This window comes from Pseudalkalibacillus sp. A8 (genome assembly GCF_045920555.1).
Classification (GTDB): domain Bacteria; phylum Bacillota; class Bacilli; order Bacillales; family Fictibacillaceae; genus Pseudalkalibacillus.
The window spans coordinates 4,552,995-4,567,092 of sequence record NZ_CP174509.1; the positions used below are offsets into that span (position 1 = coordinate 4,552,995).

Annotated in this window: 14 protein-coding genes; 6 read left to right on the top strand and 8 right to left on the bottom strand. The window is 41.4% G+C overall.

Annotation, left to right across the window (positions count from 1 at the left end; genetic code table 11):
• Positions 1-200: 200 nt before the first annotated feature.
• The gene (locus ACJROX_RS23420) at positions 201-1,499 is read right to left on the bottom strand and encodes an arsenic transporter (RefSeq protein WP_408007611.1); all 1,299 of its coding nucleotides are present in this window, start codon (positions 1,497-1,499) and stop codon (positions 201-203) included.
• A 103-nt stretch (positions 1,500-1,602) separates the two neighbouring features.
• Positions 1,603-1,947, bottom strand: a complete 345-nt coding sequence (locus ACJROX_RS23425) for an ArsR/SmtB family transcription factor (RefSeq protein ID WP_408007612.1) — start codon at positions 1,945-1,947, stop codon at positions 1,603-1,605.
• Positions 1,948-2,088: 141 nt separating this feature from the next.
• Here ACJROX_RS23425 and crcB (ACJROX_RS23430) point away from each other — a divergent pair, with 141 nt between their 5' ends.
• Together crcB (ACJROX_RS23430) and crcB (ACJROX_RS23435) are read left to right on the top strand one after the other, a co-directional pair.
• Positions 2,089-2,478, top strand: a complete 390-nt coding sequence (gene crcB / locus ACJROX_RS23430) for a fluoride efflux transporter CrcB (protein WP_408007613.1) — start codon at positions 2,089-2,091, stop codon at positions 2,476-2,478.
• Positions 2,475-2,819, top strand: coding sequence for a fluoride efflux transporter CrcB (crcB, locus tag ACJROX_RS23435; RefSeq protein WP_408007614.1), 345 nt, complete (start codon positions 2,475-2,477; stop codon positions 2,817-2,819). The genes crcB (ACJROX_RS23430) and crcB (ACJROX_RS23435) overlap by 4 nt, the downstream gene beginning before the upstream one ends.
• A gap of 41 nt (positions 2,820-2,860) precedes the next feature.
• Here crcB (ACJROX_RS23435) and ACJROX_RS23440 read toward each other — a convergent pair whose 3' ends face one another.
• Both ACJROX_RS23440 and ACJROX_RS23445 read right to left on the bottom strand, forming a co-directional pair.
• Positions 2,861-4,024: a glycosyl hydrolase family 18 protein gene (locus tag ACJROX_RS23440; RefSeq protein ID WP_408007615.1), complete on the bottom strand. Its 1,164-nt coding sequence runs from the start codon at positions 4,022-4,024 to the stop codon at positions 2,861-2,863.
• 314 nt (positions 4,025-4,338) lie between these two features.
• Positions 4,339-4,956 (bottom strand): protein kinase family protein, encoded by a 618-nt coding sequence (locus ACJROX_RS23445; RefSeq protein ID WP_408007617.1) that lies wholly within the window; start codon positions 4,954-4,956, stop codon positions 4,339-4,341.
• Between the two features lie 255 nt (positions 4,957-5,211).
• On the opposite strand from ACJROX_RS23445, the gene ACJROX_RS23450 reads away from it, so the two are divergent.
• The gene (locus ACJROX_RS23450) at positions 5,212-5,364 is read left to right on the top strand and encodes a YjcZ family sporulation protein (protein WP_408007618.1); all 153 of its coding nucleotides are present in this window, start codon (positions 5,212-5,214) and stop codon (positions 5,362-5,364) included.
• 62 nt (positions 5,365-5,426) lie between these two features.
• On the opposite strand, the gene ACJROX_RS23455 is transcribed toward ACJROX_RS23450, so the two are convergent.
• A complete protein-coding gene (locus ACJROX_RS23455; protein WP_408007619.1) occupies positions 5,427-5,846 on the bottom strand; it encodes a universal stress protein in 420 nt (139 codons plus the stop codon).
• 286 nt (positions 5,847-6,132) lie between these two features.
• Between ACJROX_RS23455 and ACJROX_RS23460 the strand changes: the two genes are divergently transcribed.
• The 3 genes from ACJROX_RS23460 to chrA all read left to right on the top strand — a co-directional run bounded on the left by ACJROX_RS23460 (position 6,133) and on the right by chrA (position 9,423).
• Complete coding sequence (locus ACJROX_RS23460; protein ID WP_408007620.1) at positions 6,133-7,605, top strand: SulP family inorganic anion transporter; 1,473 nt, start codon at positions 6,133-6,135, stop codon at positions 7,603-7,605.
• A gap of 326 nt (positions 7,606-7,931) precedes the next feature.
• Positions 7,932-8,240, top strand: a complete 309-nt coding sequence (locus tag ACJROX_RS23465) for a PadR family transcriptional regulator (protein ID WP_408007621.1) — start codon at positions 7,932-7,934, stop codon at positions 8,238-8,240.
• Between the two features lie 16 nt (positions 8,241-8,256).
• A complete protein-coding gene (gene chrA, locus ACJROX_RS23470) occupies positions 8,257-9,423 on the top strand; it encodes a chromate efflux transporter (protein ID WP_408007622.1) in 1,167 nt (388 codons plus the stop codon).
• A 49-nt stretch (positions 9,424-9,472) separates the two neighbouring features.
• On the opposite strand, the gene ACJROX_RS23475 is transcribed toward chrA, so the two are convergent.
• The 3 genes from ACJROX_RS23475 to ACJROX_RS23485 form a co-directional block, all read right to left on the bottom strand.
• Complete coding sequence (locus ACJROX_RS23475) at positions 9,473-10,216, bottom strand: CAP domain-containing protein (protein WP_408007623.1); 744 nt, start codon at positions 10,214-10,216, stop codon at positions 9,473-9,475.
• A gap of 155 nt (positions 10,217-10,371) precedes the next feature.
• Positions 10,372-13,425 carry an efflux RND transporter permease subunit gene (locus tag ACJROX_RS23480; protein ID WP_408007624.1) on the bottom strand — a complete coding sequence of 1,018 codons (3,054 nt, stop codon included), beginning with the start codon at positions 13,423-13,425 and terminating at the stop codon, positions 10,372-10,374.
• Positions 13,426-13,845: 420 nt separating this feature from the next.
• Positions 13,846-14,079, bottom strand: a complete 234-nt coding sequence (locus ACJROX_RS23485) for a heavy-metal-associated domain-containing protein (RefSeq protein WP_408007625.1) — start codon at positions 14,077-14,079, stop codon at positions 13,846-13,848.
• Between the last annotated feature and the right edge of the window lie 19 nt (positions 14,080-14,098).

Consider the following 14,098-nt stretch of genomic DNA (forward strand, 5'->3'; position numbering starts at 1 on the left):
CGGGCGATCCGCAAGCCTCCTCACTCACTTGCACAGGATGTACTGACTTCGACGTTCACCATAGGACGTGGTGGTACTTAGTCGAAGTTCATTATTATACTCGAAGATCCTTAAATCGCTGTGGGGTCTCGCCTGGCTCGCTTTTCCCGCAGGAGTGTCGCGACTTTCGTTCAAAATGTCATCTTCATATTTAACAATGCCTAAGATATGATCAACAACCAGATGTATAGTCCGGTCAGGGTGATGAACAATGTCGGTATTGTAAGGATTATACCGATTTTGAAATAATAACCCCAGGAGATTTTGACTCCTTTCAACGAAAGAACATGAAGCCATAACAATGTTGCCAGTGAACCGATCGGTGTTATTTTTGGTCCTAAATCGGATCCGATGACATTGGCATAAATCAACGCTTCACGAATTGTACCTGATGTCGTTGTGTCTTGAATGGCCAGGGCATCAATCATGACAGTCGGCATATTGTTCATAATCGATGAAAGAATCGCAGCAATGAATCCCATGGAAATGGTTGCAACGAATAAGCCTTGATCAGCTGCTGCTTCAATGACAGCCGCCAATACATCCGTCAAACCTTCATTCCGCAAACCGTAAACGACGACATACATACCGATTGAGAAAAAGACGATTGCCCATGGCGCTCCTTTTATCACTTTCCTTGTTGCGACAGCCGGACTCTTTTGTGCCATAAACAGGAAGAAGATAGCTACGACACCTGCAATGATCGACACTGGAATCCCGAAAAATTCACTCACAAAATAGCCAATCAAGAGTATTGCTAGTATCAGCCAGGAAAGATGGAACATCTTATGATCCTTGATCGCTTCCACTGGTTTTTTCAGTTGACTTAAGTCATAATTAGCTGGAATGTCTTTTTTGAAATACAGATACAAGACCAGAATGCTTGCCCCGATTGCGAAAAAGTTCGGCACGATCATGCGGGAAGCATATTCCACAAATCCGATGTCAAACACATCTGCCGATACAATATTCACCAGATTACTTACAATCAAAGGTAAGGATGTCGTATCTGCAATGAAACCGCTGGCCATGATGAACGGCAATATCATCCGTTCTTTAAAATTGAGGGCTCTTACCATCGCAAGGACAATCGGAGTCAGGATCAATGCTGCGCCATCATTGGCGAAGAATGCGGCCACAATCGACCCGAGAATCGTCACATAGACGAACATCTTCAGCCCGTTTCCTTGCGCGATCCTAGCCATATGCAATGCTGACCACTCGAAAAAACCGATTTCATCTAGAATCAAGGAAATAATGATGATTGCAATGAAGGCGAGTGTCGCATTCCAAACGATATCGGTAACGGCTATCACATCACCAAAATCTACGACTCCTACAAGTAGGGCTAGAATGGCACCCCCGCAGGCTGACCAGCCGATCCCCAATCCTTTCGGCTGCCAAATGACGAGAACTAATGTAACGATAAATATGAATAATGCTAAAATGACCGATAACAATTCAAAACCTCCAATTTTCGTAAAGAAAACTTGGCGAAATCAAGCTTTAGCTTAGATTTCGCCTTAGTTGCACTTATACTGAAGAAAAGTATAGATACTTTCTTCAAGTGCAACGAATACGAAGCCCTGCTTTTTCAAGTGCCTCGAAATGATGGGCACCATCAGGGACATGTTTTAAAATTTCTTTAATCATAGAATAACCTTCAAACTCTTTGTTAATGGAATAAAAGATCCATTGCCCTCTTCGTTGTTCCTTTACCAATCCAGTATCCCTTAATTTTCTGAGGTGTTGGCTGATTGCTGGTTGACTCATTTTTAAAATCTCGACGAATTCACAAACACAACAGTCCTGCTCATTGACTAGAGCGATCATCGTAAGACGGGTTTTATCGCCTAGCAATTTTAAAATTTGAGCAGCCTTCTCCGTTTCAAGCATCGTGGTCTCCATTCGGATTCACCTCCAACCTTAAATCATTATATAAGTATATACTTATATACGCAACAGTTAATTACTGAAATTCCACACATTATGATACATTAAGGTTAGTATTTTACAAAAGTCCTTCATAAGTGAATGAGGTGCACGAATTTGAATCTCTTACTTGTTATGATCGGAGGATTTCTCGGTTCGATCAGCAGATATATGTTAGGTGAATGGTTGTATATGGAGAACGGCTTTCCGATCGGTACTTTATCGGTCAACTTGATCGGGTGTCTTTTTCTTGGCTGGTTCACCGCATTCATAATAAAAAGAAAAAAAATATGGCCAGAAATCCCTTTACTGGTTGGAACCGGTTTTACCGGGTCTTTCACCACGTTTTCTACATTTTCTGTTGAGACAATCCAACTACTAGAACAGCAGATGATTATGACAGCAATTACATATATTCTGATAAGCGTCTTTGCCGGTATTGGATTGGCGTACATCGGCTATAAACTTGCTGGCTACAAGAAAGAGAAAGGTGGTAGCCTCCGATGATCGCATTGATTGGTATTGGTGGAGCACTAGGTGCAGCCACAAGATTCTGGATTGGCATGGCCTTACCCAAACACAGAATTATCAACGGAATTTGGATCGCTAACATAACAGGCTCTTTTATCCTTGGTATCCTTGCGAATCTTTTCTTTTCTCAACAACTTTCTGAATGGGTCTGGGCTTTTTTTGGTATCGGATTTTGCGGAGCGTACACGACGTTTTCAACCTTCAGTATAGAAGCTCTTGAAATGATACAGGCACAACAGGTGAGACGTGCTGTTATTTATGTCGTATCATCCGTAATAGTTAGTGTTACGTTTGCCGCCATCGGATTTTTCATGTGAAAGAAGGTGACCATTTAGGCCACCTTTTTTAAGGGAATTGTTCACTTCTTCTTGATCGTAAATTGATCTTCCAGCATCGTCCAGTTTTCTGGGAAGTCTTCTCCAAGAACCCAATAAGCAATGCCTCGGAGTTTGTACTCCTTCACCAAATTGAACTTCGCTTGCATGCTCTGTTCATTTTCGAACCAAACTTCATGCTTTTTTCCTTGGTCGTCTTTATAGTTGAAATGTGGTGCCTGGGATTTGTTATCAAATTGGACTTCAACATTTTCCTTAATAGCTAGATCTGCAGCCTCTTTTGGAGATAAGCGTTTTGCAAACTTACCGCCCTTTTTATAAGGTAGTGTCCAATCATAGCCATAGAGTGGTGCCCCCATAACAATTTTTTCAGGTGGAATTTTTGATAAGGCATATTCGACTACTTGTCTCATCTGAGGAATCGGGGAAACCGCCATCGGAGGACCACCCGACCAGCCCCATTCATAAGTCATCAGAATGACATAGTCCGCTAGCTCTCCGTGACGCTTATAATCATGCGCCCCATGCCATGGACCCGCTTGTTCATCACTTGTTTTTGGAGCGAGTGCAGTAGAAACTGTGTAACCTGCTTTTCTTACTTGTGGGAGAATCGTGTCGAGAAATCCGTTATACAGCTTGCGATCCTTTTCACGGATATGCTCAAAGTCAATGTTCAACGCTTCATATCCCTTTTCTTTCATCGTATTCAACACGTTTTGGATCAGCGCTTTATTCGCTTTTTTGTCTGTAAAAATCGAGTGGGCAACATCCGGGGAGAAATTTCCCTCTGTAAAGTTGGTAAGTACCATCATCGGAGTACCGCCAGCCTTCTTCACTTCCGCAATCGCAGCTTCGTCCTTGATAGGGGTAAGACTACCGTCAGCTTTGACCTGATAGCTGAAGAAAGCGACATTGGATAAATGTTTCCCTACCTCTTTGACCTCATTGACTGCTTTATTAGGATCAATCGGCTCAAGGAATCCAATTGTTTCAATTTGCATCTTCCCATGTTGGGTATCTTTCGGATCCACCTTTTGGATCTTAGCATCCGATTCAGGTTTTGGATGCGGATTCGCTTCCGAGTTTTGCTGAGTCTCATTCGCGCCAGGGTTATTATTGTTATTTCCAGCGCAAGCCGTCAAGGCAAGTGAAAGCGAAAATAATACGATCATCAATTTCTTCATCATAGAACAGCTCCTCTAACATTTCATAGTCATAGGTTTTGTAGCCGTTAGAAGAGTTATGCAAATAAAGAAAACTTGGCGAAATCAAGCTTTAGCGTAGATTAAGCCTTAGTTGCGCTTATGCCACGAGGTGTAAAGAAAACTTAGCGAGGCCAAGCCTTGTGAACGTCGAGCCTTAGTTCCTCGAAAAAGCAAATACTTTTCCTTCGTGCGATGCGTTGCTTTCGAAGCTATAAACTTGTGCGCTTATATTGAAGAAAGTATTTTATACTTTCTTTAAATGTAAAAAAGACGCTAATAAGGATTAACGTCTCTGATCATTCAGTCATTTCTTTTGCACGGAATGGCAAAATCACTTTTTTATAATAAAAGGCCACAAGTTCAATGATCAACTTCGGTATTTTTTTCAAGAAAATCTTTTTATAATAACGGTAGTATCCACGTTTCAGATCATCCCATTGCCGACATTTCTTCTTTTGGGTGAATCGGACGACATCAATGACTTTCACCTTACCTTCATTTGTCAATATAAGGTTTCGCAGATGGATATCCGATGGATTCAAGCCCATTGAGCGTGCAAAATCCAGCGCTTCATCTACTTTCTCTATCATTTCGTCGGTAATCGGAATGCCTTTTTGCAAGCATTCATAAAACGTATTTCCTTCTATATACTCCATTACAATATAATTCGGTCCTACTTCATGAATCGTTGGGAAGTACGAACATTCCTCTAGCTTTTTATAAATATCGCCTTCCTGCTGTGCTAAATCTGCAAATTGATCGAAAAATACTTTTACAGCGTGTTCACTTCTTTCATCCTTGAAAACGAACGCACTTCTCCCTTTTCCGATCATTGTATACTCAGTTGGCTTTCGAATTAATCGGTCTGACTTCGTGACCACCTGACCCGCCAGATTTGGAGATGTGATTTGCATGGCAAAACCTCTCTCTTTTTTGATATCTTCATTTGAAAAGATATGAAATGGATAGATGACATAGAATTCGTTATAGTGCCGTATTTTAGGACTATTTTAATACTGTTCAATCTTAGAAGCTTGGGGAGTAGTAGCCCTTTAGATAGAAATGAGAGGCTTATGACCAATTTTCAATGCGCTCGTCCAATTACCCAAACAAGCCTTATTGTACAAGCATAGGATAGTACTATCTTATGGTAATAAGGAGGTTTTTTCATGAGTGATTTAGTTGGAGGTATCGATTCAAGAAAATTGGCGGTTCTGATCATCATACTGTTCATCCTTCTTGTCATAGTAGGAGCAGCATTTCCTATAAGAAGAAGAAGACGCCGCTTCGGCTTTTGTAGTGGTGGCTTGGGCTGTTGGTAAGATAGAGGGGTATATGTCTACCCCTTTATTTTATATTTATATACATACTGAACAATGTGAAACTACTTCACAATCATGACGGGACACTGCGCTCTTTTTGCAACTTTATGGCTGACACTCCCCAGCACCATTTCCTGGAACGTATTCAGTCCTCTGCTGCCGATAACAACCAGATTAAACAAATTTTCGTTTGCATATTTTACAATCGATGGTCCTGGTTCGCCCTTAAGGACCTTTATTTCGTATGGGACATTATTGTTTATCAAGATTTCTTCAGTGTTTTGTAGCCTTCTTTTGCGTTTTTCTTCGATCGCTTCCTTGCTTCCCTCAGATAAAACATCTGTTTTTGAAGTTGCACCATCAATTACATAGACAACTGTCACCTTTGCCGTTTCGTCACACTGTGCGATGAAACTCGCTTTTTCTGCTGCCCTCATTGCATGATCAGATCCATCGGATGCAAGTAGAATTTTGGTAAACATGATCTCCTCCTAACAAAAAGCGATTTATGATATATTAATTTTCTCACTTTTTATATAAATTTACAATTTTCTAACTTTAACTTTCACACAAATTTTTAATATAACCCTTTTAATCGAAGTATTTGCTCGATAATCGAAGTATTGAAGAGAAGAATGCGTTTTCTCGGGATTAACGTTCCTATATGAAACGATGTTATAATCCATATGTTCACAACGGCTCCGACTTTCATGAGAGTTGAAAGTCATTAATATTAAAAATATACAAATAGAGAGGTGTATTAAGTCTTTGAACGTACAAAAATTACAACAAGAATGGTTTAGCAACGTCCGAGGAGATGTTCTTGCCGGTATTGTCGTTGCACTCGCTTTGATTCCTGAAGCGATCGCCTTTTCAATCATAGCTGGGGTAGATCCGATGGTCGGTCTATATGCATCGTTTTGTATCTCAGTTGTCATTGCTTTTATGGGTGGTAGACCAGGAATGATCTCTGCTGCTACAGGTGCAATGGCTTTGCTTATGGTGACACTAGTTGCCGACCATGGATTGCAATATTTACTGGCTGCAACCGTATTGACTGGTATCATACAGGTTTTGATGGGCGTATTGAAACTTGGAAAAATGATGAAATTTATTCCTAAATCCGTCATGGTAGGTTTCGTCAATGCTCTGGCGATTTTGATTTTCATGGCTCAGCTCCCACATTTTATAGGTGAAACTTGGATCATGTATGCAATGGTCGCAGGTGCTTTAGCCATCATTTATATTTTACCGAAGTTTACGAAGGCTGTTCCGTCGCCACTTATCGCAATCATCGTCATGACAGTAATTGCGGTCACGTCAGGTGTAGGTGTACGAACAGTTGGAGATATGGGACAGCTGACGCAAGCCTTGCCTATGTTCTTGATTCCTGAAATTCCGCTTAACTTTGAAACGCTGAAAATCATTTTCCCTTATTCATTCGCATTGGCAATCGTAGGGTTGCTTGAATCCCTGTTGACAGCTCAGATCGTCGATGATATGACAGATACGGAAAGTGATAAGAATAAAGAAGCGAAAGGCCAGGGAGCAGCGAACATCGTTGCTGGATTTTTCGGTGGTATGGCTGGATGTGCGATGATCGGACAATCCGTCATCAACGTCAAATCTGGTGGTCGAGGCAGACTATCGACTCTCGTTGCAGGAATTGTACTCATGTTATTGATTCTTGTATTCAACAATGTACTCGTGCAAATTCCGATGGCTGCATTGGTCGGCGTCATGATTATGGTTTCGATCGGAACATTCGATTGGTCATCATTGACAAAATTGCATGTTATGCCGAAAACAGATGCAGCAGTTATGATCGTGACCGTTGTGACAGTCGTAGTGACTCACGATCTTTCTAAAGGAGTGCTTGCAGGGGTTATCCTGAGCGCAATCTTCTTTGCTGCTAAGATTTCGAAAGTACATGTCGATACGAAAATCGAACAACACTTGAATACGAAAACGTACGAAGTTAGAGGACAACTATTCTTTGCCTCTGTTACAGATTTCGTATCCAAGTTTGATTTTAAAGATGAAGTGGAAACTGTAATCGTCGACTTTTCATATGCTCATTGCTGGGATGATTCCGCAGTTGGAGCTATCGATAAAATCGTATTGAAATACAAACAAAATGGCACAAAAGTGGAAATCATCGGGTTGAATGCAGATAGCCATAAATTGATCGAGCAATTAGCTGTCTACAATAAAGCCGGTGCTAAAATGGCAAACCACTAAGAAGAAGGTGTTGGACTGAATGTCCAGCACCTTTTTTGTATGGTAAAAAGCAATTTATGTACATCTTTTCAGTTTTATTGAACATTTCCGATGATGTATGTACAACTATCCCGATTTATTGAACATTTAGGATGACATATGTACATCTTTTCAAATACGTTGAACAAAACCTAAACGGGGATAGCATCCAAATAGTCTAGCCTAACTTTCCAGATCAAAAATGAAGTTATATCATTTACAGAAGAAAAGAATATTGTTATCATGATATAGATTTTCGATTTCGATTATCGATATTGATATTCGATTTTTGGAGGTGGTAGTTAGATATGACCGATAAAGTGTTACGGAAACTGTTCTTAGGTTTCATTCAGATCCATATTTTACACCATGCGAAAGAGCATCCGATATACGGAGCCTGGATGGTCGAAGAGTTGCAGGAGCATGGTTATGATATCAGCGCAGGAACGTTGTATCCTATACTTCATTCGATGGAGAAAGATGGCTTGTTAGTGAAGGAAGATCGCAATGTGGAAGGTAAAATCAGAAAGTATTACACCACGACTGAAGCAGGTGAAACTGTTCTGGATGAAGCAAGAAATCGTGCTTATGAATTGTTTAAAGAGATCTACGACTAAGAAGGGAGCTTGAATCATGAAAACATTATTGGAGATTTTCCTCATATCCTTGCGTTTAGGTGTTTCCTCATTCGGCGGCCCTATAGCGCATTTAGGCTATTTTCACGAAGAATATGTACGGAGGCGAAGATGGATTGACGAACGCACTTATGCCGATCTTGTTGCCTTGTGTCAGTTCCTCCCGGGACCTGCGAGCAGCCAGGTCGGAATCGGAATTGGTGTCGCCCGGGGAGGCGCGCTCGGTGGATTTATTGCATTTCTAGGATTCACCATGCCTTCTGTCATCGCCCTGATTTTGTTTGCACTCCTTTTAAAAGAACTGGATATTGCAGACGCAGGTTGGATTCAAGGATTGAAACTAGTGGCCGTTGCAGTAGTCGCTCATGCGATTATCGGAATGGCATCGAAACTTACACCAGATATCAGTCGGAAAACCATTGCCTTGCTTGCAGTCATCATTACACTTATTTGGCAAACCACGTTTACGCAAGTAGGTATCATAGTAGCTGCTGCAATTGTCGGCTTGTTCCTATTCAATAAAAAAAGCGAAGAGGACACCGAACATTTTGGACTACCGTTATCAAAACGATTTGCGACTGTTTGTATTATTCTTTTCTTTGGACTCTTAGCTTTACTTCCATTTTTAAGGGAAATTACCGGTGCTGATTGGATTGCCATGTTTGACAGTTTTTATAGATCAGGTGCGCTAGTGTTTGGCGGTGGACATGTCGTTTTACCTCTATTGGAACGCGAATTCGTGCCGACTGGATGGTTGAGTGAGCAAGAATTCCTTGCGGGTTATGGTGCAGCCCAGGCTGTTCCCGGACCACTCTTTACGTTCGCAGCTTATCTAGGAGCTGTGATCAATGGTTGGAAAGGCGGGTTGCTCGCCACTGTGGCAATCTTCCTGCCAGCATTCCTTTTGATTTTCGGAGCACTTCCATTCTGGGACAGCTTAAGGAAAAATCGAAAAATGAAAGGTGCATTACTTGGTGTAAATGCTGCTGTGGTAGGAATTCTGATTGCTGCCTTTTATCAGCCGATTTGGACGAGTTCAGTAACCTCATCCATCGATTTTGCATTTGCAGCTGTTTTGTTCAGCATGCTGGTTTACTACAAGCTCCCGCCATGGGTTGTAGTAGTGACAGGGGCACTAGGCGGGATAATATTAGGATATATGTAATTAAAAAGTGCCAAGCGCTCTCTTTAAAGAGAGACTTGACACTTCAACTTTACTGCTGAGTGAACATCTGTGTCCAATACTCACCATGTTGACCGCCATCTGTATGTCCAACTCCAATGTGTGTCAGCTTGGCATCCATGATGTTCCGTCGGTGACTAGGACTGTTCATCCATTGTCGAACAACTTCTTCAGGTGATTGTTGTCCTGCTGCAATGTTCTCAGCTGCAGATTGATAATCGACACCATTCTGCTTCATCATCTGGAAAGGTGATCCGTAGGTCGGTGAGTTGTGGGAGAAGTATCCTTTGTTTGCCATATCATTTGACTTTTTCTGAGCGACTTGAGCAATTTCTCTATCACCTTTTAACGCAGGCAAGCCATTCTTCGCTCTTTCTTGGTTCGTCAATTCAATGACTTTCTTTTCAACTTCGCTCATTGTTCCAGCACCAGTTTGTTGACCCGTATCGCCAGGCTGTTGAGCGGTATCACCAGGCTGCTGAGTACCAGGTTGCTGGATATCTGGCCGCGCGCTTTGGAACCCACCGCCATATTGCTGGCCATAAGGACCTTGAGTATTTGGTGTATAGTACTGGAAACCTCGATCGTTCCCCCAAATCGGTGTGAAACGATTATTCTGACGGACTCTCGCCCCGTCATCTGTACGATCATACCTTACCGTGTTGTATTGCATACCTTCTTCGTTTTCTTGACCTGTGTCATCCATATTACATCCAGCTAGCATCCCAGCTGATAGAAATGCTGTAAGACCCAGGGTTAGGATACGTTTTTTCATGCATCTATCTCCTTTATTGAAGGTTTTATGCCTTCTTAATGTTTGCATATCCGTATCATTTAACCCTGAGTAACACTTGGTGCAGTGGGAAAATATCGGTAAAAATGATTTTCCTTTTCTTGAGTTAGAATAAGCCTGATCGAGAATGATTCCGTCTAAACTGAAAGCTCGTGCGTGTTCGTCCGTTCTTTTTTACTATGTCTGAAAAAGAACACCTCATAGAGGACTGGTATTAAAATCAATGTCAATAAAGTAGAAGAAGTCAAACCACCAATTACCGTCAAGGCCAATCCTTTTGAAATGAACGTACCGGTTGATGTTGTGAAAGCAAGCGGGGTCAAAGCCGCAATCGTTGCTAAAGCAGTCATTAAAATCGGTCTTAGACGAGTTTTTCCAGCTTCAATCAATGCTTCACGGACACTCATGCCTTTTTCATCACGATTCCTTGTGATTCTGTCAGTCAAAACAATCGCATTGGTTACAACAATGCCGATCAACATCAAGAATCCGATCATAACACTGATTGATAGAGGTTCTTTTGCGAAATACAAAGCTGTAAAAGAACCGATCGGCACGAAAATAAGCGACGATAAGATGATAACAGGGATTCGCGCTTTTCCAAATGTAATGAGCATCGTCAAATAAACAAGTCCCATAGCAGCTATCATTGCAATCCCCATTTGCTGGAACTCCCCTGCCGTCTCTTCACTTCCACCACCGCTTTCAAAAGAAACGCCATCTGGAAGCTCAATTTCCGTTTTTACGCCGTTGACTACTTCATTCGTAACAGCCTGGACATCGTTCCCTTTCACATGACCGGTTACACGAGCAAAGACTTTTCCATCCAGTTTTTGAATCGCTGTGTAACTGTCCGTTTCCTTAATGTCAGCAATCTCATTCAATTTCACCGTACCTTGTGGACTGTAGACTTCCATCTCTTCTAGAGCTTCAGCAGTCAAGGTGTCTTCATAAGATAATTGAACAGTTTTGTTTTCATCATTTAAGTTCAATTCACCAATCTGGACGGGTCTGGTCTGATCTGTAATCATTCCTAGTATCTGCATGCCTGCAATCCCTTTTTCACTAGCCTGTTCAGAATCAATCTCGACGAGGTATTGCTTCTGTTTTTCAGAAAAATTGTTGGTAATGTCTTTAAGGTCGTCGTTACCATTCATATAGGATTCAACTTCTAGCGCTGCGGTTTGTAATTTATCTAGATCAGTGGAATAAAGATCGATCGACACAGCATTGTTTGTTGGCGGTCCGCTTGCTGTGAATTCCATTACATTGAATTCACCTTCTTCCGCTTCAGCATCCATGATCACTTCCATATCCGTGCGAATCTCTTCAAGAAATTCAGTAACATCAGTGTCGTCCCTCAACGTCAAATAGTAGGTTGCTTTGTTTTCTTTCTTCAAACCTGTGAAGAAATCTTTACTTCCTACGGCTGCGGTTACATTTCCAATTTCTCTTTTATCGATGAACATCTCTTCCATTTGAAGCGATACTTCATTCGTCCGTTCCATTGATGTGGTTGCTGGAAGTTCGATCGTCGCATTCAATATCTTTTGTTCCTCATTCGGGATGAACGTGAATCCAAGCGATGGCACAAGGGAAAATGAGCCGCCTAAAAGTAAAAATGAAAGCAGGATTGCGGTCACTTTATGGTTAAGGGAACGTTCGATCACTTTTCCATACATCCTTTGCAATGTCCCTTCCTTTTCTTCCTTCGGTGCTTTTTTGAACGAATATTTCGCCAGGATAGGTACAAGTGTGATCGAGATCAAGAGCGAAGCGATGAGTGCAAATGTTATTGCCAGGGCAAACGGCAGGAAAAATCCTCCTGTATCCCCTTCAACTAAACCAAGCGGTAAAAAGACTACGATTGTGGTTAGGGTTGAAGAGACGATCGCTTTGAAAATCTCTTTCGTCGAATCTGTGATGATTTCATTGGTGATTTTTTTGTCAGGCGATTTTCGAACACGCCTGAAAATGTTTTCGATTACGACAATGCTGTCATCAACGACCCTCCCGACTGCTACAGCCATACCACCTAACGTCATCATGTTCAACGATATTCCCAGCTGCAATAGGAAGATGGATGAAAACAGCAATGAGAACGGGATGGATATAATGGCGATGATTGTCGCCCTGATGTTCCTTAAGAAAAGCAATACGGCGAGCGATGCAAATAATGCTCCCAGTAACCCTTCACGTATAAGGGTGTGTACAGAATCCTTAACACCTTTTGCAGTATCAAACCCTATATAATAATCAATTTTCTTTTCATGTTCTTTTAAAACCTCCGTCACTTGATCAGCGACTTCAACAGTGTTCGCGTCCTGTTTTTTCGTAATCATCATAGATAACGAATCCATCAGATTATACCTCGTCATCTCAGCCTGATCAGTCACTTCCTCGATAGAGGCGATATCTTTCAATAAAATCGGGTTGGGATTAGCTTGTTGCTGATCCAGTTGGGTAGCCAGCTGCAGATTTTCAAGTTCTTCGGTCGTTTCAATTTCCTGCTCAACACGGACCGGTATCTGGAACTCATCGGCTTTCACTTGACCCGCAGGATATGAAAAGTATTTTTCATTGATTTGTTTTTGGATACTATCCAGCGTCAGACCATTCAGTAAAGCTTTTTCCTGATCAACGGTGATTTGGACAAGGCGATCCTTTTGACCAGAAACCTCAACATCATTTATCCCTGATATTTTTTTGATATCAGGAATGATTTCATTTTCGAGATAAGCATCCAGGTCAGTATCCCCCTTAGCAAAAATAGAGATATCATAAATCGGAATCATATCCATGGAAAAGCGTTTGACATCCGTTTGAACGGAATCTTCTAAATTCGCTTCCTCAATCAATTTGTTTATTTGCTGTTCTTTTTTATCAAGGTCAGTATTATGCGGAAAATTCAATGAGAGCAGTGCAAAGCTTTCATATGATGAACTTTCTAATGTCTTCAATCCTTCCAGCGAATTGAACTGTTCCTCAAGTTTGCCCGTGACATTTCTGTTCACATCGTCTGGCGATGCTCCTGGATACACAACTTCTACCGTCAACGTCGGATCTTCAATATCCGGAAACATTTCGATACGGAGGTTGGTTATTGCATAAAGGCCTCCGAGAATGATTAAAAAAGTAATGATTAAAATAGCTGCAACATTTTTGAGACTGAATCTGATCAATGAATTCATGTCCTCTCCCCTTTCTTCGTTTTCATTAAGCTGCACCGTTAATTGTAACCACTGGAAAAGGAGACAGTAACTGGCTCTGGAAGGGGATTCCAATACGGCTTAAGGCTTAGAGAATTGGAAGGCTGGAGGCTTATGAAGTGGCTGTTTTTTGTAGAATCACTTTAAAGAAAGAATTTTGAAATGAAATGAGATTATTTCTACAAATGCTCTCCTTAATAAAAATTATCTCTATACCAAAAAAGGGATAGTTCCTTTTCGGGCCATCCCTTTTCGTTCGATTCATAAATCAATCCTTTTGAAGGTCTAGTTGACAATCCTCACATACAACTAGTATTTCATAGCTGGATTCTTCTGTTTCTTCTTTTTCTACTCGTCCGCAAACTTCACACGTTCTTGGCAACTAAATCATCCTTCCTTGGGTCACTCTTTTTTCACGATGTCAATGGGATTTTCAATTTCAAAACCGGCATCAACGACCGCTTGTTGAAAATCTTCAAAGGAGGCAGCATTTTCATTGTACGATACAGTCGCCTCTTGCGTATCTAAATTCACTTCGACTTGTCGTACACCCCAAACATCATGTAAAACTTTACTTATTGTGTCTGCATCCGTTTTTGTATTCATCTGTTTGAATGCAATTGATTTGGTTTTCAATTGGAACCCCCCCTTAGAT